This window comes from Aliikangiella coralliicola (assembly GCF_007004725.1).
GTDB classification, from domain to species: Bacteria; Pseudomonadota; Gammaproteobacteria; order Enterobacterales; family Kangiellaceae; genus Aliikangiella; species Aliikangiella coralliicola.
On the sequence record NZ_ML660169.1, the window covers coordinates 227,860 to 249,781 of the forward strand.

Here is a 21,922-nt window from a genome sequence, read left to right on the forward strand (position 1 = left end):
TTATCCATCGTTTAAATTTCCAACCCAGTCACCAGCGGGATCAATAACATCTCCAGTGTTAGGATCAACCCAATAATTTTCTTTTGCTCCAGCCATATTGTCGTCCCATTTTATCTCATGAAATCTGCGTCGTCCTTCTTTTGCTCCGACTCCTTCTTTTCTTCCCCATTTTTCAGCACCTTTGTCTCCTGGCATGTATCCGTGCGGCCTATCTTTCAAGCGCCCATCTTCCCCCTTGTCGCAATCTACCTCTTTAGAATCGTCCGCTTCCTCATTATACTGATTAACAATATCGCTTAACGCTTCTCCCGCCTCTTTTGTACAATTCGTGAATATACAAGCCCCACCAAGACCGACGATTGCTAAGTCAGTGCCTGTAATAATCCAAGGCACAAACGGAACTACAAAGGCCAGTTTTCCGCCAGGGTCAATTAGGTTTATGGGATCACTAAATACATACCCATAAATATTAGAGTCACCCCCACTAAACCTTATCGGATCTTTTTTCGTCCAACGCCCAACTGCCGCATCATAATCCCTAGCCCCAAAACGAACAAGTTTGGTATCTCGATCATAAATACCACCAGCAAATCCAAATGGCTGGAATCCCGGATTAGTGTCATTGGTAACCACCCCAAACTCATCATAATCCATCCGCTGGACAATATCACCATTTGCAGCGTTAACAACCAACCTCGGACTACCTAGATAATCAGAGATAATTCGGTATGTCACCCCTCCTTTAATCAAATAATCCGGTACATTAATTTTCGTGCCATAAACAAATCGACTAACAATTTGATTATTGCCATTCAACTCAGCAATAGGATTTAGTTTGTCACTGTATAAAAAGCTCTGCAGCAACGTCCCATTAACTTTTTTCCCAATTCGCCGATTTCGTCCGTCAACAATATAGTCAATCGTTGTATTCGATTGACCATTTGGAATCACAACAGAAGTCAAATTCCCTAATACATCATAAGTGTAAGTAGTAGTTTGACTAATGATGGTATCAGTTTTACTTTTCAGTTCGCCATCGTCACTGTAAGAATACGTATTGCCCGCATAACTTAGCAGTCGGTCTTGCGCATCATAAACCCCGGTTTCGGTGCTCCCATCTTTCACTTTGGTTAAACGGTTGCCGTTACCATCATAAGTGTAAGTTGTAGTATCGTTCCCTCTGGTAACAGTCTCTATACGTCCAACGTCATCATAAGTGTAAATTTCGGTGGAACTGCTACCTTCAATAGTTTCTGTTTTTTGTCTAATCCTTCCCAGCTTATCGTGCACATAAGTTGTCTCAAATAAATTGGTGTTGTTATCATAAACCGAACTGGAGCCACTCATTTCTCCAAACAGGTTATAGTCAATGTTAGTACTGATTTTGTTTAGCATGGTGCCATTGATTAAGCCGGCTTTTTGGACTTCCCGACTAATCGTTAAACCGCCAGCACTGACAAGCAAATTATCATCATCATAACCATAACTCACACAATCACTGGTATTTACACATTGCTCGTCAACAAGAAAATCTGCGTTATAACTCTGACTAACTTTTCCAACAATATTCTCTGCCCAGGTTTGCTCGATCAGCAAACTACCATCATAATCAAAACTTAACTGACCATTATCTGGCGCGGTAATACTGCCAACATTACCATGACCATCATAACCATAGGTGTAACTGCCCCTTGGAATATCCACCGATGATAATTGGTCAGTCCCAGGCTTATAATTAAAACCTATCTCCTGATTATCAGGTCGGGTGATTTTGGTTAGTTTTCTGTCTTTATCATAATCATAAACCGTCTCTGGTTTGGTCACGCCACTGACTGCTGGCGGTGTGTATTGCTTTTCTTTGTTAACACTGTTGTAGTTAAATCGATGAACCGGTTGTCCTGGTGGCTGCAAGGTCGCCAGATTACCATTAGCGTCCCAAGTTTGGAGTAGTTCGCTACCATCGGGATAAATAGTTTTTTTCAAACGCCCCAGCGCATCATATTCAAAAGCAGTGGTTCGCTGCAGCGAGTCAGTAAATGAAGTCAATTGACCTTTGCTAACCGCATCGTCAAAGGCGTAAGTCACACTGCGATCACCCACACTCATTTGGGTTAAGCGGCCGCGGTCATCATAGTCAAAACTAACCGCGTTGAGTCCTGTGATCTGTTGCCCGGTTATTAATTGCGTTATCGGATCAAAGGTGCTGGTCGTCGTGCGACCTTCGGCTGAAGTCACTGTCTTTTGACCATTAACGAAATTGCTGAACACCTGACTGACTTTGCCATTCTGGGTCAGTTCGAGCGTCAGTTGGCTCAGGTCAGTACCATTTTCACCGTAAATTTTTTCAACTTGAGAAGTGCTGATTAATCCACTCGGTAACGTCGTGGTGATCGTATGAGGAATTTCCTGACGAGTTTTCGTGTCAATCACTTTATCAATCACAGTCACAACACCAGATCCGGTGAAAGTTTCTTTCAGATCATCAGCCTGCCTGATAATGCCTGTCTGCGATAAATCTTGGTGCGTCGTTGTATAGCTCGTATCACCATTAGCTAACCTGGATTCCTGGGTTTCAAACCGAGTATTCTCCGCGGTTGTAATACCATAACTAACAATCTTGGTCGCTTCGTCTTTTGCGTTGAAGAACCCCCACACGCCCCCTTCCGGATCCTCGACCTGCTCAACTCTGCCTAGAGTATTGTATGTCTTAACGAATTGATTGCCTTTGGGATCGGTTTCTTCCGTCATCAGTGAATTTTGGTAGACAAAGTCATAACCACTTTGATCGTCATATTCCACTCGACGTAAATCATTATTTTCGTCAACTGTGAGTTTGGTCTTATAACCATCGGGCGAAACGATATCAAGCACCTTGCCATCAGTATCACGATTTATAATCACAGTATTATCAAAACGATCTTTCACCGCAATCAGCCGGTTTTGATCATCATACTCAAAAGTTGTCAGCGTGATCCCGGAGTTCAAGTCAATGGTCTTGATATGTTTGCCAGCTTGATCAAACACATAAGGGCTTCTGGCACGTGTTAAATCATCACGAACACAACGCGCATAAAATTGCTCATCTTGCGTGTAAGGCCAGGCATAAGCCGGACTTTCAATTGCCCACGCGCCGACATCACTTGACACATTAGGTGTTGAAGCCCAATAAGGTTTTCGGAAACTGACACCTGGATACCACGACTCTCCAGTTCCCCCATTATCCAATACAGTCTGATGGATAAACGTGGTGTTCGGTAGTGCATAAGCCAGCTCATTGATATTAGGCAGTCGCCAGTCGCTATACCCAGCATGGTCCAGAGCTTCACAGTAGTCGATGCTGGCTTTCCAGTCGCGAGTTACACTTGCGTTTTCAGCAACATCCTGCCACATCAAACCATTTTCTTCGTCAACCACGACATTATCGGTCGCATTACGTTTCAATCCCGCCGCATAGCGAATGTCCAGAGATTCGCCCTGAACACACATAACAGGTGAATACTCATCATTATCTACCCTGGCCTTGTTCCAATGGCTCAAAGCTTCAAAATTGTAGATCGGGAAGTCATGCTGACGGCGACTCTTATCAATAGCATAAGCCAACTCTTTATAAGTCGGTAGCCGCCATATCCCTTCACCTAATTGCAGATTTTCACAGTAAGCCTGAGCTTCGGATTTGAGCTTAAATCGAGCCGCGCTTTGTGTCAGATATTGCCACTTCAATCCAGTTACTTTATCGACCAAAACACCATCAGCATTCACCTCGTAGTCAATCTCACTCCCACCTTTTTGATAATAGCCATCATCACCGGTATGCAGACTGTGGGTTATACCAGTTTTAAGCACCAGACTCGCATCTTCAACTTCAACCGCATCGCCGTTGCCCAAATAGACTTTATTAAACGGCGTTTTGATGTGGTGGTTAGATAGCGACCAACCTTCAGCAAAGTGGGTGTTTGGCGCATTCATTAGTCGAATACTGTCAACACTCCAGATAATTTCGCTGTCTCTGCCCGAAACACCTGTCGAGCTGGAGCCGACCTGTGCCCAGGCATTGGGGAAACTCTCTAAAGGTTGACTAGAAGTTGCCGCGTTACCGGCACTCATGTACTCAGTCGCATAGCGGTATCCAATGCTAATTTTGCCTACCACAGCGCCTCGAATATATTCCCCATCGACCGATTCGCCATTCCAAGTGAAAGTCGCATCTTGCATCAGGGCCGGCGCAAATTTTTGTTCAAAACGATGACCACCAATTTCCAGCACTGCAATCATTTCAATCACCGCAGGGGGCAACTTATCTTCACTGACGGCAACTTCGATTTTATGATGATAATTTGCCGTTCGCTGACTGGAGTAATGTAAGGTTAAACCGGTGCCGGTTATCGCAATATCTTCATGAAACGCCTGCGGCCTGTGTTTTATATAGGAATTGGCACAAGTCTTTTCATTGTCTTTTTCAGGATCTTCCTGACTATCTTCGTTGATCACGATATAACCTAAAAATGGCATGCCACCGCCAGACTGACCATTAAGGTTTTCATCCTGAGCAGAAAAATGATCCATCTGGCTGCGCCAATAAGTTTCCCCCGGGCTAAATGCTGAAGTACCAGCCACTTCATCGGAACTATCACCATCGCCGTCTATATCGTCGGCGATATCGTCGCCTGTATAATCCAATCCATCAATGACACCATCCCCATTAGCATCCAGCATTTTCACAACCACACCATTTTCTGATGCTTTCCACCCACCGGGCTGACGATCATAATAACCAACCGGAATAATTTCACCGACGGCAAAGTTGAGGAAGTTATCAGTATATAAAGTGACCGGCTTATCGAAGGAAACCATCTCATCGTCACCTACGCCGGGAATTTCCAATTCAGCGCAATAAGTAAAAGCTGACTCTGCTGGTAAATCTGCTGGCATTGATGCTGGCAGTTCATATTCAGTCGCCCTTACCATAAAGTTATTAAAGTTTCTGGTGGAACCGTCTGGCGAAGTGATGGTGACCTGATTAACGCCATCGAATACGATAGTTTTGGAACGCGAACCGGAGCCGTCGGTCACCACGCTAGAATGGTGCACCTGTGTTTCCGTCGCCGTTAAATCAATCGCGGTGGCCTTACTATCAACCGGCAACACGATTACATCATCCAGTACAGCCCAGGCGCTACTTGCAGCGATAATTTCCCGATGCAATGTTAAATAACCGTCCTTACGATAGACAATAGTTCTCGGCCCTGCCTGACCGGCAATAATAAAACGCCCCTGCTCATCAGTGACAACACTGCCAAATTCAGGTTGGCGGTAAAAAGAAATCATTACTCCGGAAACACCGACACCATTACGATCATTGACCTGTCCAGTAAACAAACTGAACGCTTTTGGATCGTAATGTTTGATCGTCGTATTGGAAGGGATATATTGCAGATAATCTTCTGCAAAAGTATCAGCTAAATTCGTTAAGTCGGTCGGTTCACCTACAAAAACATTGATCCGATTAGAGCTGAAGCCATTGAACGTGGTGTAAAGGCTCACCTGCCCAAAATTGAGGGCGGTGATAACCCCATTATCCACTTGGACTATCGAGCTATTGTCAGCCGTAAAGCTAACTGCCGACGTTAAATCTTGAGTCGAGCCATCCTGGTATAAACCAGTAACAGTCAATGATTGAACATCCCCTGGATTCAACGCAATATTCGTCGGACTAATTATCAAAGCACTAAGGCCGTTGGTATCTATCACTGACTCATCCAGGAACAACTCAACCTCGTTGTTACACTGGCTGGCCTCGGAAATATCGACGTCGATAGTGTCATTGTGTGTCCATGCAGCCTTTTGGTCAATACCATTCATCACGACGACTGCACCCTGACCATCACCAACACTCCCTGGCGGCTGGTAAGCACCAATGGACACCCCAAAACCGACTAGTCCTTCAGTGAATGGGCTGTCATTGTTCTCATTAAATCCAACCCATAAAATCGCGCTCCGATGACCCCAGCTCGCGCCGCTTGCCGGAAACTTATCCTCATAAGTCCACTGATAAATCGCTCCGACTATCGCCTCACCGGCAGAAATCGTTTGATAGTTAGCATAGATATTTTCGAAGGCACCTTCATGGTTTTCTTGAATGTAAGGATCTTCTTCGAGGCGATCCTGATGACTAGCACCATCGCTACTCCGAGTGTGAGTAATAACTTCATTATTAGTTCGGAGATAGTCGGCAAAATCCTGTGCGACCGTTGCCACACGCGGACTCACCCCGGCATAAGGTTTTAACCCCCGAGCCTTGCGTTCACTATTGACTAAAAACAACGCTTTTTGCTGGAGCGTGTAGCTGTCCCACTGCGCCTGCTCGGGCATTTTCAGGTATTGCCAGATAGTGCTGTCTATCCGCCTGGCGTGATTAAAGGCTTTTTCGATTTCAGTTACATCACTAAAATTCGCTCCACTCCAGGCAATGTCATCCTGAGGATAACTGTCAACAAAATCAAAGTCGTCTTCGACCTCGGTCGCCTGGCACTGCTGCAACGGATAATTAACGTTAACAACAACCGTATCTGTCGATGACAAGCCTTCCGTATCCACCACGGTCAGAGTCACAGTATGCACACCAGCCGAAAAATCCTCTTTGGTAAATTGAGCCTCATTACTCAACAATTGACCACCGAATGTCCACTCATATGTCGCAATGCCAGTATCGTCACTACTACCGGTGGCATCAAAATTAACCGCTTCCCCCACCAGAATAGTCTGGTCATCTCCTGCATCAGCAACCGGCGGTCCGTCATTAACCGCAATCACATCAATGGTCACCATGGCCACATTCGAATCCAAAGCCCCATCGTTGGCCTTAAAGGTGAAACTATCATTCCCAAAATAATTGGCATTGGGCGTATAAGTCACGGTATTTTGCCCCACCAGAACCGCGCTACCGTTCGCTGGTAAATCCACTAACTGATAACTTAAGGTATCCCCATTGCCATCGGTGGCCTGTAAAGTGATATCTATCGACTCATCTTCATTCACACTCACACTTTGCGAACTGGCCACCGGCGCCACATTGGGCTCGGCTACTACAGTCACCGTGAAAGGAACTGCCGTGACTAATCCATTATTGTCCGTCAGATGAAGCTCCAGTTGATGCTCGCCAAGGGATAAGCTGCTGGTGGAGTAGACCACTTCCAAACTCAACAATCGGCGCCCACTGGTTAAGTCAAACCAGCGATAGGTGACAATTTCTCCGTCTGGATCATGGCTTTCACTGGCATCAAGAGTCACCAGGCTGCCCACCGAGACAGTCCGGTCATCAGCTCCTAACGCAACAGGCGCACTAAAGTCCCGCACACAGCGAGCATAATTCTCGGGATCACCAAAGTTGTTGGTTTTGGTACTCAGCCTATGATTACCATTGCCGCTGCTGGCCCAAATCACATGGGCTTTGTTGGCGTCATTATGAGCGCTGGTTGAACTCCAGAAATCCGCGTTAATCCCCGGATTATATTTAAACGCTGACACCGGGAATGAAATCAAGCTATCAAAGGTCGACTGAAGCTCATTGATATTCGGTAGCCGCCAGTCGGTTGACCCATCCAGTTCAAGATTTTCACAATAAGTTAGCGCCTGGGCGTAAGTATAAAATTCAGTTCCAACCTCACTGGTATCCTGCCACATCAGTCGATTAACCGAATCAATCACCACATTCACATCAGGAAGGTAGCCCTTAAACCGAGAAAAATGTCCCTCGAATCGTGGCACACCACTAACACAGCGCACAGCTTTGTCTGAATTAATGCTGCTTTGTGAACGTAATCCTGAATCGAAATTGACAGCCATCGACAGCTGACTACCTGAAACATTATCGGTGTCCGCACTCCAGTAATCGCTAGCCAGGGCATTGGCAAAAGCGCTGTCAATTTTGGCATCGCCATCGCCCAGAGATACTTTAAAGTCAACCAGATAAAATAATTCCAGTGCTGTTGGTAGACGCCAGTCATTGCGTCCATCATGACTTAAGTTATCACAATAGTTTGTCGCGTCATTCCAGTTCAGACTGAGCAGCTGGTTATCGCCGCTATCCTGCCAGGTCAGGTTGTTGACGGTGTCTACCACCACTTCACTGGCTGCATCACGGGTATAATTTCGATTAACACCCCAAGTCAAGTCACCATCGTCAAACCCTTGATAACTGGTTGTCTGGCCGGTTTGTGGCAATTGGGTACTTCGGTAACGACTGCTTTGCTGAGAATCGGCACAGCCATTGGCATCGACAGTTTCTCCTGTAGGTGTATCCGGACACTGGTCAAGCGCGTTATTTACGCCGTCATTATCATCGTCAAGCTGGGTCGCAGAACAACCATTGGCGTCAACGGATTCTCCGGCGGGCGTATCAGGACACTGGTCAGCGCCGTCCTGCACCCCGTCATTATCAGAATCCGCTTGAGAAACGCTGCAGCCTGCGGCATCAACGGACTCACCAGGTGGTGTTCCCGGACACTGGTCCAGGTCATTGGTCACGCCGTCGTTATCTTCATCAAGCTGAGATTGCGCACAGCCATTGGCGTCCACCGCTTCACCAGCAGGCGTATTTGGACACTGATCGAGGCCATTGGCAACGCCATCACTATCATCATCCTGTTGAGATTGGGAGCATCCGAAAGCATCAACGGTTTCACCATCAGGCGTATCAGGACACTGATCCACATTATTCGCCACCCCGTCGTTGTCATCGTCAAGCTGCGAAGGCGAGCAACCATTAGCATCAGGCTGCTCAACCGATGGCGTGTCGGGGCATTGATCGATATCATTATTGACCCCGTCATTATCATCATCCAGTTGAGACTGAGCACAACCATTAGCGTCAACGATTTCACCCACCAATGTGCCAGGACACTGATCTTTATCGTTGGTGACGCCATCGTTGTCGCTATCAAGTTGAGAAGCTGCGCATCCATCGGGTTTTACTGATGCGCCTTCTGGTGTACCGGGACATTGATCTAAGTCGTTAGTCACGCCGTCGTTATCGTCGTCCAATTGAGATTGAGCACAGCCGTTAGCATCAACCGAAGCGCCCGCAGGTGTGTCTGGGCATTGGTCGACATCATTGGCTACACCATCATTATCATCATCAGGGGCCGTGACCGCAGTGACTGTCACGGTTGCCGTGGCGCTACTGCTAAGTCCACCACTATCAACTACACTGGCAGTGACTGTATGAACACCAACTGATGGAATAAAGGTGAATGACGCTCCCGTCCCGGTTGAATCACTTAAATCATCGGTCCATAAGATCTGTGCACTCAGATCACCATCTTCCTTATCTGAAGCCGTTGCGTTGAGTATAACGCTTTCACCTTCTGTCACTGTCACTTGTGTTTCTGACAATGTTACAAGCGGCGGCTCATTTTCTCCTCCGCCCGCGACAGGTACAAAACGCGTAGCATCAGCCCCCACAAAGGAGCCATCTGCACCGGTTTCGTCGATTTCCAAATACCCCTGTTCGCCAGCGTTAAACTGGTATTGTCCGAGCAGTAACCATTGGGCAGTAACACCTGTCGAACAGTTCTGATCAACTTCAACAATCGACTGACCATCTGCATGCTGAATAATATGCCGAGTGTTACTGGAGCGGCTGTTGTGGCAGGCTGTCCACACATAAACTGCATGCTCGCCTTGCGCCAGCGTGGGTGTAAATCGATAACTGTCAAAGTCTCCGCCCACAGTCGCGTAACGGGAACCAGTCCCATAGTAGTTTTTGGCGCTTGAACTACTCCATTTACCCGTTTGTGTCACCCCATCATCGCCATGATCAAGAATGATTTCTACTGCAGGTGGCACCTCACAGCCATTAGAATCGACTGAGGCGCCTGCTGGTGTATTCGGGCATTGGTCTAAATCGTTAGTTATACCATCATTGTCATCATCTAATTGGGAGGTGGCGCAACCATCTGAGTCTACTGTAGCGCCTGATGGAGTATTTGGGCATTGGTCTAAATCGTTCGTTACGCCATCGTTATCATCATCCAGTTGAGAACTCTCGCAACCATTGGAGTCGACCGTGGCGCCTGCTGGTGTATTCGGGCATTGGTCTAAATCGTTCGTTACGCCATCATTATCATCATCTAATTGGGAGGTGGCGCAACCATCTGAGTCTACTGTAGCGCCTGATGGAGTATTTGGGCATTGATCTAAATCGTTAGTCACACCATCATTGTCATCGTCTAATTGGGAGGTGGCGCAACCATCTGAGTCTACTGTAGCGCCTGATGGAGTATTTGGGCATTGATCTAAATCGTTAGTCACACCATCATTGTCATCGTCTAATTGAGAAGTCGCGCAACCATCGGAATCTACTGTGGCGCCTGCAGATGTGTTGGGACACTGATCTAAATCGTTAGTCACACCATCGTTATCATCATCCAGTTGAGAAGTCGCGCAACCATCGGAATCTACTGTGGCTCCCGTTGGCGTGTTAGGACACTGATCCAAATCGTTAGTCACACCATCGTTATCATCATCCAATTGGGAAGTCGCACAACCATTAGAATCGACTGCGGCGCCTGATGGTGTATTCTGACACTGATCCAAATCGTTAGTCACACCATCGTTATCATCATCCAGTTGGGAAGTGGCACAACCGTTTGAATCGACTGCGGCGCCTGATGGCGTGTTCGGACATTGGTCTAAATCGTTACTCACGCCATCATTGTCATCATCTAATTGGGAAGTCGCACAACCATTAGAATCGACTGCGGTGCCTGATGGCGTGTTCGGACATTGGTCTAAATCGTTACTCACGCCATCATTGTCATCATCTAATTGGGAAGTCGCACAACCATTAGAATCGACTGCGGCGCCTGATGGGGTATTCGGGCATTGGTCTAGATCGTTAGTCACACCATCATTGTCATCATCTAATTGAGAAGTGGCGCAACCATCCGAGTCTACTGTAGCGCCTGCAGGTGTATTTGGGCATTGATCTAAATCGTTAGTCACACCATCATTATCATCATCTAATTGAGAAGTGGCGCAACCATCCGAGTCTACTGTGGCGCCTGATGGGGTATTCGGGCATTGGTCTAAATCGTTAACCACGCCGTCATTATCATCATCCGGTGCAGTTTGGGCGTTTACTGTTACTGTTGCAGTTGTCATGCTGCTTCCACCGTCACTATCAACGACACTGGCAGTCACAGTATGAACACCAACACTGGGCGTGAAAGTGAAACTGTCACCGGTTCCGGTTTGTCCACTCAGATCATCGCTCCAGTTAACCTGCTCACTGAGATCGCCATCTTCTGCATCTGTTGCTGTCGCGGTCAAGGTGACACTTTCACCTTCGGTAACTGTCACTTGAGTTTCTGACAATGTAATAACCGGAAGCTGGTTACTATTGCCCGCGACTTCCACAAAACGAGCCGCATCAGCCCCGACAAATGACCCATCGGCACCTTGATCAGTGATTTCAAGATAACCTTGCGTTCCCGCGTTAAAAGCATAAGTACCTAACGACAACCACTGGGCGGTCACTGCAGTGGGACAGTTTTGATCAATGTTAAGGGTTGTTTGTCCTGCGGCGTGTTGAATAATGTGCTCGGTATTACTGGAGCGAGTTTTATGACAGGCTATCCAGACATAAACTTCATACTGACTTTGCGCCAAAGTGGGCGTGTACCGATAACGTTTCACTTCTCCACCAACAACGGCGTAACGCGAGCCTGTACCATAATAATTTTTGGCGCTTGAACTGCTCCATTTGCCATCGACGGTCACACCTGTATCGCCGTGATCAAGTATAATTTCGTCACCGGGAGCTGAAAAAGAAGTTGTGGAGAAGGTAAAAATAAACAGAATAATTATCAACTTTTCGACGGAGTTGACTAATTTGAGATTATTTCTAAAAATTCGAGTTGTACCAATATTATTGTTATCTCTGGTTTTAAAAACGTTTAAAATCAAGCTGATACTAGACAAAATTGTTTTTGGCAAATATTTAGACATGTTCCTTCTCCCTTCAAACTTTTAATCTTTCCGTACACACAAAAAGTGTCAGTTAATAACAAAATACCAATATGCAGTTCTTTACAAAGATTGAACTTACTTGCCATTGATTATGAGTTTGTCTCACTAAAACCGTTAGCAAAAATCGGACAATGACTATCACTAATCAGACATTTTGATGAAATTTGCTTTTTTCACGAGCCAAATAAATCCCAATCCAAACGGATGGGTAAAAATCTAATGGGAATATAACGGCCGCTATTAAATTAGAGAGGAAACTTCAGGTTTTAAATCCCTTTAATTTCGCCATTTTAGCGAATCAATACTACCCTTTGAAAAATCTCAATAAGAGATTTTTCAAATAAGGATTCTACTCACTTGAACCACCACTTTCAAGTAAAAGTCAAAGCGGAATAGTTAATTAAATATAATGAAACGGTATTTGTATCGGTGCTAATCACAGAAAATTCAGACTCCAAACCACCAGGCCTTTCAAAACATTACCCTAACAAAAATAGTCACTTTACAATCACCATAATTTGTTCAGATACCACCATTGGCTCGTGAGGAATATGCAATTTATCACCTAGTATCAATTGCAAAGTATGCTTGCCTTTCGTCAACGTCAGCTCAACTTCCGTTTGCCCTCCACCGAAATGCATGACCTCTCCTCCCATAGGTACACCATGGGCAGGCAATGAATTGGCATCAATAAGCAAATGATGATGGCCAGTATTCGGTTTATCAACGCCTGCTGGCGCTACGCCCATTCCAGAAAGACCGAACCTGACCGTAAAGGTAGTCGAAACTTCTTCCCCATTTTTTGGCTCAATAATATAAACTTTGGCATTTTCGGGAGATTTAGTTATCTCTGTATTACTTACCGTGTTTCGCTTTTTTTGGCTATCGGCAGATACAAATCCAATTGAAGAAATGATTGAAATTAACAATAGAAATAGTCTTTTATTGTTCATGGCAAATACCTTTCTGTTTCACCGTTCGCTAACGTAAGCTGGATAAAAAACGGTTTTCAACTGTCTTGGTGGAACGTATATTTTTTTCAACATAATTTAATGCATTGAAAGCCGTATGAATTCTCTCACTCGGTTTTGGATGCGTCGCCAAAACTAAAGTTTTGCGTTTATCGTCAATGCTTTCGATAAGTTGCATTACTGCAAGATAGGCATAAGGATCATACCCCGCTCTTGTCATCAAAATGACTGCCTTTTGATCGGCATCAAGTTCATCTTCTCGACTTAATCCTTTGGTATAAAGGGTGTGAGTCGTATTAAATAATCCCTTTGCGATTTGGCGATTTTTAAGAGAGTCTTGTGAATAGCCTCCCTTTTGAGATTGACGATAATCTGCTGCTATAAATGCCAGGTCTCCGATATTCGAAAAGGTGCTACTTTTTTCAATCGCTTTAACTTGATGCTTTTGTTCAATATGAACAACTTCATGCGCTAAAACGGCAGCAAGTTCAGCTTCACTGGAAAGCCTATCAAGCACACCGGACGAAATCACAACGTAACCGCCTGGCATCGAAAACGCGTTAAAATCAGGTGTATCGATAACAATAAATTGCCACTGAACCTGAGCGGTTTTATCTTTCTCAGGATTTGCGTGTAATGCCACCCAGCTTCCAACTTGATTCACATATTTTTGTAACTTTGCATTAGGATGAATTTTGCTGCTGCCAACGATAATCGCTGTCATTTGTTGACCGACTGCCTGCTGTTCTTCCAACGACATTTTATTGCCTGTGATTACTCCTGCACCAGCGGATGCTAGCTTTCCCACATCCAGGCTACCAACTTTTAAACCACATCCCAACATGAAAAAAAGCACACAGGAAAATAAACAACTCAGCGGAATTTTAAAAAATCGATTAATCATGACGTTTCCCCTGATACTTTATAGACTGAGACTTTAGCGGAATTTTTCCGGCAAAACTTTTAGCTTCCTTTTCAGAAACCTTAAATCGTTTTGCTATTTCCAACGCGTTAAAATCTGCTTTCGCATTCTTAATATCTGCCTCGCCAATACCACGTACCCCGGTGGTCGCAGTTATGTTACTGCCTCCGCGACGCAAACTGATCTCGCTATATTTTGAACCTTTCTTTTTCGATGGCGTTACTCGTTGAAATTTAACCTGTAACATAGTCAACCAGCCTGCTTTCTTGTTCGGCAATTGGACCTGGTACCACCCGCCCTGCCGCTTTTTAATTTCTACCGATTGTCCTTTTTTTACAGTGAACAGATTTTTAGCCTGAAAACCCGGGCTGTCTTTTAAAGTTGAGTCCACAACGAGTGTCGCCGGCGTTGCATGACCTTGCCAGCTCATTATCGTGAGAATAAAAAGTGTCATTGTAAAAACTAACCAATGTTGTTTTTCCAACTGATTCGTTTTATTTATTCCGACTAAAAGTCGGCTCTTTCCACTTATCCGCTTAATTTTCATTAACTGCCACCCTCCTACTCGGTTGGTAAAGCTTAACTTTTTCTTCCCGTCCTTTGACGGCAAACTCTCCTTTAAATTCAAAATCAAAAACATCACCACATAATTCTTTAGTTGTCTCCGAAACTAAAATTCTGGCAATGCCTTTAGTCACACCTTCAATTCGACTTCCCAAATTAACCGTATCACCTATTGCAGTATAGTCAAACCGCTTAGCCGACCCCAACATTCCGACGACCGCATCTCCACTATGAACGCCGATGCCAACATCAAACTCACGTAACTCCTCAGGCAATGACTCTCTAAAGGTCAAGAGGTTATCAACCATTTTTAACGCGGCGTCAACTGCATGTTCCGCATGATTGTCATCTTCAATTGGCGCGCCCCAAAATGCCATAACCGCATCACCGATAAACTTATCCAGTGTGCCGCCAGTGCTGAAAATTGCTTCGACTTGCCGGTCGAAGTAATTGTTGAGGATAGCCATAATTTCTTCAGCGGTTCTTTTCTCTGATAACGTGGTAAACCCTCGAATATCCGAAAATAGCACCGACACTTTACAGGATTTGTTTGCCGTTTTTTCCTGCCAGTCTTCATCGGACATCAACTGTTTCACTACAACCGGATCCATAAAACGAGAAAACGTCTGCAGTGCATGTTGCCTGCTCATATATTCTTTTAAACCTCGGTAGAAAAGGAGCACCACCAAAACGGAAAATAAAATGGTGAAAGACGAAGCTGCAGGAAAAAGCCTATCAGACTGACTCAAAAAGTAGCTCAATGTTAACAAACACAATGCAGAAAAAAGTAATAAACCGATCGATAAAGCTAATTGAATCCGATAACTATCAAACAGAAAAGTAATTGCAAGCAATAAACTCACTAAAATTACACTGACCATTAGTCCATAGTTTTTATTAACTACAATTAAATAATCGTTAAGTATTAAGTTATCGATAGCCATTGCCAAAATACTCGTTGCTGGGTACAACTGCGCGATCGGTGTTTCGCGTAAATCGTGTAGCCCGGTTGCGGTTGCGCCAATTACGACAATCTTATCCTTAAATAAATCAAGTCGCTTTCTGTTAGTCAAAAAATCATAGGCCACGGCATAAGACACTGATTGAAACGGCACATAATCGACCCCCTTGTATTTCAAATGAATAAAATCCTGTTCGGTCCGCGTAGTTCTCTGATTGTTCCCAGTGTTTGTGTCTGGCTGACTAATTACATATTCAGCGACACGGTTCGGGAGAGAATTTAATTTAGCACCTTGAACTTCGGTTACTACCGGGTAACGCCGAGCACTGCCATCCCAATCTGCCAGAAAATCTATTAAACCGACATTCCAATCTTCAACGGCAATTATCCAGGGTAACGACATCGTAATTTTCGATGAATTGTTTACAGTGCTATCGGCTCGCACATAAGGCTTGGAGAAAAAACTTTGCGGTAAGTCCTCAAGTGAAACCAGGTCTTCAGGTGATTCCTCTTTAAGTAGCGCAGCAGCATAAAATATGTTTGGCTGTTGACTAACGACCTCTCGGAAAAACTCGTCACCATCCCTCAACTTATCTCTTTCCGAAAACATAATATCAAATACGATTGCTTTACTATTCGCAGCGAGTAAACCTTCTACCAGAAACGCGTGGGTTGTCCGTGGCCATGGCCAAAAACCAATATCTTCTTCCATTTCAGAAAGACTTTTATCATCAATCTTAATAACAATAATATCATCGCTGGGCTGCGTTTTTTTTGCTATTTCAACTCGCCAATAATCATTATAGAGATCGTCCAGCTTTGTCCAGGCCGGCAATTGATAAATAGCGACAACCGCTACTAACACCATTCCCCACTGAATTAAAAAGCTTTGCTTTTTTTTGTTATCTATCAACGACATCTAGTATTTCTCAACATTTTTTGCGTTCAACAATACTCGTACTCAACATCATGAATCTTATGGCAATTTTTCCACTCCAGTCTAACTGTGATGTTTATGGATGAAAATTTATGAATGAATTTTTTGATAAACCTTCGCCTCAATAAATGTATCAACCATCGTTTGACATAACTTCCCATTACTCGCTTCATCCTTCAAAATATCTAATGCGAGTTCGATTTGCACCGCTTTCTTATAGGGTCGATCACGCGCAGTTAGTGCATCATAAATATCAGCAATAGCCATAATCTTACTGGCAACTGGAATATCAGCCTCAAAACTCCCTTTGGGGTACCCGGTTCCATCAAGTTTTTCATGATGAGACGCGGCAATAGTCGGTACACCACCTAACTCATCAGTCCAGGGTATCTGGTTTAAAAAGGCTTCTGTGTGAACAACATGAGATTGAATTTCTGCTCTTTCTTCCGGCGTTAAACTCCCCTTGGTGACAGATAATGAAAGAAAGTCATCCTCACTTAACAACGTCTTGCCAAATGGATAGCTATCATCCATTTGATACTCAAGAAGGTAGTTCAACTCTTCTGCGACTTTAGCTTCCAACAACGAAGGTTTGTTGGCTCGCATCAGTATTTCCTGAAATCCCGCCAGCTTCTCTAACTCCGATTGCATTTTTAAAAACAGGTGAGAGCTTTGCCAGTTTTTGATTAATTCCGGTTCATTTTCAGCGACCAACTTCTGATAGAACTTCCTCTGTAATAACTGTTTTTGCCACTCAATTTTTAGCAATAAGTAATTGGCTCGGCTATCCTGTAACTTGTTCGCCTTTAACAATACGTGTTCCTTCACGCCGACTTTGCCGAAATCATGTAGCAAAGATGCATAGCGTATTTCACGTAATTGTGCAGCCGAAAAAGTGATGTCTTTATATTTTCCCAGTTGGTTTTTATCCAGACACTCCGCTAGCCCTGTAGTAAATTCAGCTACTCTAAATGAATGTCCACTGGTCACCGGATCTCGCGACTCAATGGCTTTTACCGAAGCCGCAACAAATCCCTCAAAAAGTGACTGAATATTATCAATTAACTGACTATTATCGATCGCTACCGCTGCCTGACTCGCCAAGCTCAATAGCAACTCTTGTCTCTCAGCGGTAAACCCTGCGCCGCCGGTTAGTGCTTCGTGCTGGTCCTGATGGTTGATAAACTGAAGAACGCCAATTATTTTTCGCTTGTGATTTGTCATCGGCAAAACTAATAATTGTCGAGTTCGATATCCAGTCGCTTTATCAAAACTTTTATCAAATTGATAGGGCAAACTATGTGGCAGCTGGTAAGCATCTGCAATATTCAGGATTTCTCCTGTCAACGCAACATACCCAGCAAGAGATTGATTGGTTAGTGGAAAATGTTTTTCTTTAAAATCAAAATTAATTTTACTATTTTGCGTTAACTTAAATAGTAGTTTTGGATTATCGCTTTGGGTATTCACCAGTAAGTATAAAGATGCCGCTTCGCAATTTCCAAGCTTGCGGCCTTCCCGCAAAACCTTATCTAAGAGTTTATCCAGATCTTTCTCCGAACTCAGTGCAATACCGATTTCACCCAGCTCTTTTCGTTCTCGAGTTGCTGTCGCAACATCCTGGTTTAACTGTTGTATTTGCTGTTTATTTAATAGATATTCGAACCCAATAGCAATCGCTGAAGCCAGGTTCTTAGCAGAGAAACTGGCTCCTAGAAAAATATCCGCTTGAGAATTTTCGTGACACGAAATAATAAAGCAACTTTCCAGATTTTTTCCAGCAGAGGAAAATATAACTTCAGCACTCGTAACAATAACTTGCAGTCTATTTTTGTTACCTTTTGGCGTTCGCTGCTGTCCAAAAATACTGTTTCTAATTCGCTGATTAAATTCAGGCTCGGAAATAAATTCGATTTCAACGTTATCAGGCACCGGTAACATTAAGTTTCTGGTGTTGAAATCATCGTGAATAACTTGTGCCAGGTCACTATTAAAAGCGCCGACAAACCAGAGGTGACGGGAAAGTGTCGAGTTAGTTACGCCTAGTTGCGACATAAGTTTTCCACTGGATTAATTAATGCCGGATCGTTCTAAATTCGGTGGGTTGTTATTGTTATTTTGACCGATCATGAACAAAACATCATTTGCATGAACCGGTTATTTTCTATACATTAACTCAGTATAGCTACTAAAAACAACAAACTCCGAAAGTTTTTATTTCCAGAGTAGAGTTCCAGAATCAATGGTAACTCTTACAAGTATAGACCGGACTAGCGCAGACGAGGAGAACAAAGGCAGTGGACACATCAAACTTTTTTATTTATCCCAGCGAAAACGCTAGTGAGCAAGTAGAAGCCATTGTATTTCTTGAACATGCGACTGATGACGACTGGCAAATCTTACTGGATTTCACCTCCACCAGGCGGTTCAAATCCGGTGACATGGTTATTGAGCAAGGAGAAGACGACGACTCTCTGGCTTTTGTCGCGTCGGGCGAATTAGAAGTGCTCATACCTAAAGGACGCTCGGGGAAATTAGAAAGGTTAACAACATTTTCAGCAGGTTCAGTTATTGGAGAGCAATCGTTTTTAGATCGCAACCCTCGCTCGACATCAATCAGGGCAATATCCGATGGTGAGCTTTACCGCCTTAGCAGAGACGCTTTTACAGTGTTATCAGCTAAACACCCCAACCTGGCCATGCAAGTTGCGCTTGACCTGGGTAGAATTCTATCGATTAGATTACGCAATACCACACAGTTTTTATCAGCGTCTAAACGATAATTTTTCTGCAATGAGTTCTGTAACAAAGCAAACTTCAAGTAGTATAAATCTAGATTTTTCGAACCATAATAGCAATACTGTGATAAGTCATTCGGAGAAATAATAATGAGCCAAACGGCCAAACCGATTTTTGCTAACTTTATGCAGATTGAACCCATCATCCCACGATGGCTTTGGCACGTATTGCGAACCTTATCACTGATTGTCTTTGTTTTTACAATTTGGGGAGCCTGGCACTTTCCAGAAATAACTTTAATTATTTTTTGGGGTATTGCGGTTCCTTTGTTACCGATTGTTTTCTGGCTATTGCCTGGACTTTGGAGAAATTTATGCCCCTTAGCGGCGGCAAACCAAATCCCTCGCTTATTTAATTTTTCGCTGGCCAAAGAAGTCCCGGCAAAACTCAAACGCTACGCGAGCGTCATAGGCCTAACTTTATTATTTATTGCCATTCCGCTAAGAAAAATTGCCTTGAATGACAATGCAGATATTCTTTCATTTGTTCTCATCGGAATCATTGGCTTCGCCTTTTTCGGCGGTTTGTTGTTTAAAGGAAAAAGCGGTTGGTGTGGTAGCTTTTGTCCTTTACTCCCAGTGCAAAGACTTTATGGACAATCCCCCCTCGCAATTGTAAATAACAGTCATTGCTCTCCCTGTGTCGGTTGCACGAAAAACTGCTTTGACTTTAATCCACAAGTTGCCTACCTCGCTGACCTCTATGATTCAGATCCAATCTTAGCAGGTGATCGTAAATTTTTTGCAGGCATGATGCCCGGGTTACTACTCGCTTATTTTTATATGCCTTATACGCCCGAAATACCAGTCTACCAACTTTATTTACAGTTCGGATTATATTGTTTGATTGGCGTAGGTGCTTATCAGGTGATTGAAACCTTGTTTAAACTAAGCCCACAAAAAAATACAGCGTTGTTTGCCGTTATTTCGATTAATATTTTTTACTGGTATGCCTCGGTGATTTTATTTGAGTCTATTGGGAAATTATCAGGGTTTGCTTTTCCTGATTGGTCGGCCTGGTCAATTCGAGGCGCAGTTGCGTTAATTTCAATTTTCTGGTTTTGGAAAACACTGGCAAAGGAAAAAATGTTTTTGTCGCAAGCGTTCGCCAGCTCTGCACAAACTAAAGTAGCGAGCATGCGGCATCTCACCAAGCATGGCGCAAAACAGACCGATAATCCAACGATTACCATTCAACCCGGTAATGAGCAATTAGTTGCCAAAGCGGAGATGACCTTGCTCGACCTGTTGGAGGCGAATGGTCACAATATCAACTCAGGTTGCCGCATGGGAGCTTGTGGTGCCGATCCCGTGGCGATTGTCAAAGGCGAAGAAAACCTTAACGAAAAGTCGGGCGAAGAAACTGCGACGCTTGAGCGACTAGGCTATAAAAAAGGTGTGAGAATGGCTTGTTGCGTTAAAGCAACTTCCAGCGTAACAATCAATCTCGACCCAGAGTCTGTCGAACAGGAAGAAGATGAATCTGAAGTTGCGCAGGACGACAATATTCATTCAGTGGTGATTATCGGTAATGGAATCGCCGGCGTTACTGCTGCCGATTACATTCGTCGGCATCACAAAAACTGCGAGATTCATTTGATCGGTGCGGAAAAATATCCACTTTATAACCGAATGGCCATCAGTAAGTTAATCTATGGTCGAACAGCGTTGCAAAGCCTCATTTTAATGCCGGATGAATGGTATAAAAAAAGAGACATTCAACAATGGTTAAATACACAGGTCGAATCGATTGACCCTACTAAAAAGGTCGTTACGCTCGCCACCAGGGAATCCATTAACTACGACAAACTCATTATTACGACGGGTAGCAATGCACGGATCCCTGCAATCAAAAATTGGGCAACTCAAGGTTGCTTTACGTTGCGAACTGCCGAAGACGGTATGAGTATTAGAACTTTTTTACAAGATCATCAATGTAAACGCGTTATAATCGCTGGAGGCGGCCTACTTGGTTTAGAAGCCGCTTACGCCTTTACACAGGTCGGTATGCGTGTCACAGTGTTAGAGCGCTCAAAATACCTGTTGCGCCGTCAACTCGATGAGAAAAGTGCCAACCTGCTTCACGCCTATCTAAGCGCCCTTGGCATCACAATTATTTACCAGGCAGAGGTTGACGAGGTAATTGGTAATGAAATGCTCGAAGCCATTAAATTGAAAACCGGCGAAAAAATTCTTGCCAATCTGCTACTGGTAGCAGCCGGAATCGTTGCCAACCAAAAGCTCACCAAAGACGATATTCTAAAAACCAATAAAGGAATTTTGGTTGATGACCATTTGCAAACTAGCCAGAGAGACATCTATGCAGCCGGCGACATTGCTGAGCTCGATGGTTCCAACGGAAAGCTGCCGGGCCTGTGGCCCATTGCTGTTGACCAAGGAAGAATTGCAGCAATTAACGCATTGGGAGGCGATCAGGTTTATGTCGACAAGCCGGTAGCGACCGGTCTGAAAGTGGTTGGTGTAGAACTCACTTCAATGGGTACATTTATTGGCGAAAAAGAAGACTCAGAAATTATTTTCAAAACGAAAGATCGCTACCGAAAATTGGTCATTCGAGATCAAAAGATTATTGGTTGTATTCTATTAGGATACCCTGAGTTTTCCGGACAGATTGCTAATTATATTAACCAGAAAAAGACGCTAACAGAAAGCGATATAAAGGCGTTACGAGAAAACGACTGGCACTTATTTATCTGACTCGTATTTATCTGACTCGTATTT

General features: G+C 44.1%; 8 protein-coding genes. 2 read left to right on the forward strand and 6 right to left on the reverse strand.

Translation table 11 applies throughout. The annotated features are described in order from the left end of the window. The 6 genes from FLL46_RS27720 to FLL46_RS21715 form a co-directional block, all read right to left on the reverse strand. Positions 1-12,006: an Lcl domain-containing protein gene (locus tag FLL46_RS27720; RefSeq protein WP_142933648.1), complete on the reverse strand. Its 12,006-nt coding sequence runs from the start codon at positions 12,004-12,006 to the stop codon at positions 1-3. 518 nt (positions 12,007-12,524) lie between these two features. After that, positions 12,525-12,980, reverse strand: a complete 456-nt coding sequence (locus FLL46_RS21695) for a DUF4399 domain-containing protein (protein ID WP_142933650.1) — start codon at positions 12,978-12,980, stop codon at positions 12,525-12,527. Positions 12,981-13,008: 28 nt separating this feature from the next. Continuing rightward, positions 13,009-13,902 carry a M48 family metalloprotease gene (locus FLL46_RS21700; RefSeq protein WP_142933652.1) on the reverse strand — a complete coding sequence of 298 codons (894 nt, stop codon included), beginning with the start codon at positions 13,900-13,902 and terminating at the stop codon, positions 13,009-13,011. Further along, positions 13,895-14,467, reverse strand: a complete 573-nt coding sequence (locus FLL46_RS21705; RefSeq protein WP_168204282.1) for an SH3 domain-containing protein — start codon at positions 14,465-14,467, stop codon at positions 13,895-13,897. Before FLL46_RS21705 ends, FLL46_RS21700 begins: the two co-directional genes overlap by 8 nt. Then, positions 14,457-16,364, reverse strand: coding sequence for an adenylate/guanylate cyclase domain-containing protein (locus FLL46_RS21710; protein ID WP_142933656.1), 1,908 nt, complete (start codon positions 16,362-16,364; stop codon positions 14,457-14,459). Before FLL46_RS21710 ends, FLL46_RS21705 begins: the two co-directional genes overlap by 11 nt. Positions 16,365-16,472: 108 nt before the next feature. Next, positions 16,473-18,437, reverse strand: a complete 1,965-nt coding sequence (locus FLL46_RS21715; protein ID WP_142933658.1) for an HD family phosphohydrolase — start codon at positions 18,435-18,437, stop codon at positions 16,473-16,475. A gap of 242 nt (positions 18,438-18,679) precedes the next feature. Between FLL46_RS21715 and FLL46_RS21720 the strand changes: the two genes are divergently transcribed. Both FLL46_RS21720 and FLL46_RS21725 read left to right on the forward strand, forming a co-directional pair. Then, the gene (locus tag FLL46_RS21720; protein ID WP_142933660.1) at positions 18,680-19,165 is read left to right on the forward strand and encodes a cyclic nucleotide-binding domain-containing protein; all 486 of its coding nucleotides are present in this window, start codon (positions 18,680-18,682) and stop codon (positions 19,163-19,165) included. A gap of 105 nt (positions 19,166-19,270) precedes the next feature. Then, complete coding sequence (locus tag FLL46_RS21725; protein WP_142933662.1) at positions 19,271-21,898, forward strand: FAD-dependent oxidoreductase; 2,628 nt, start codon at positions 19,271-19,273, stop codon at positions 21,896-21,898. Positions 21,899-21,922 lie beyond the last annotated feature (24 nt).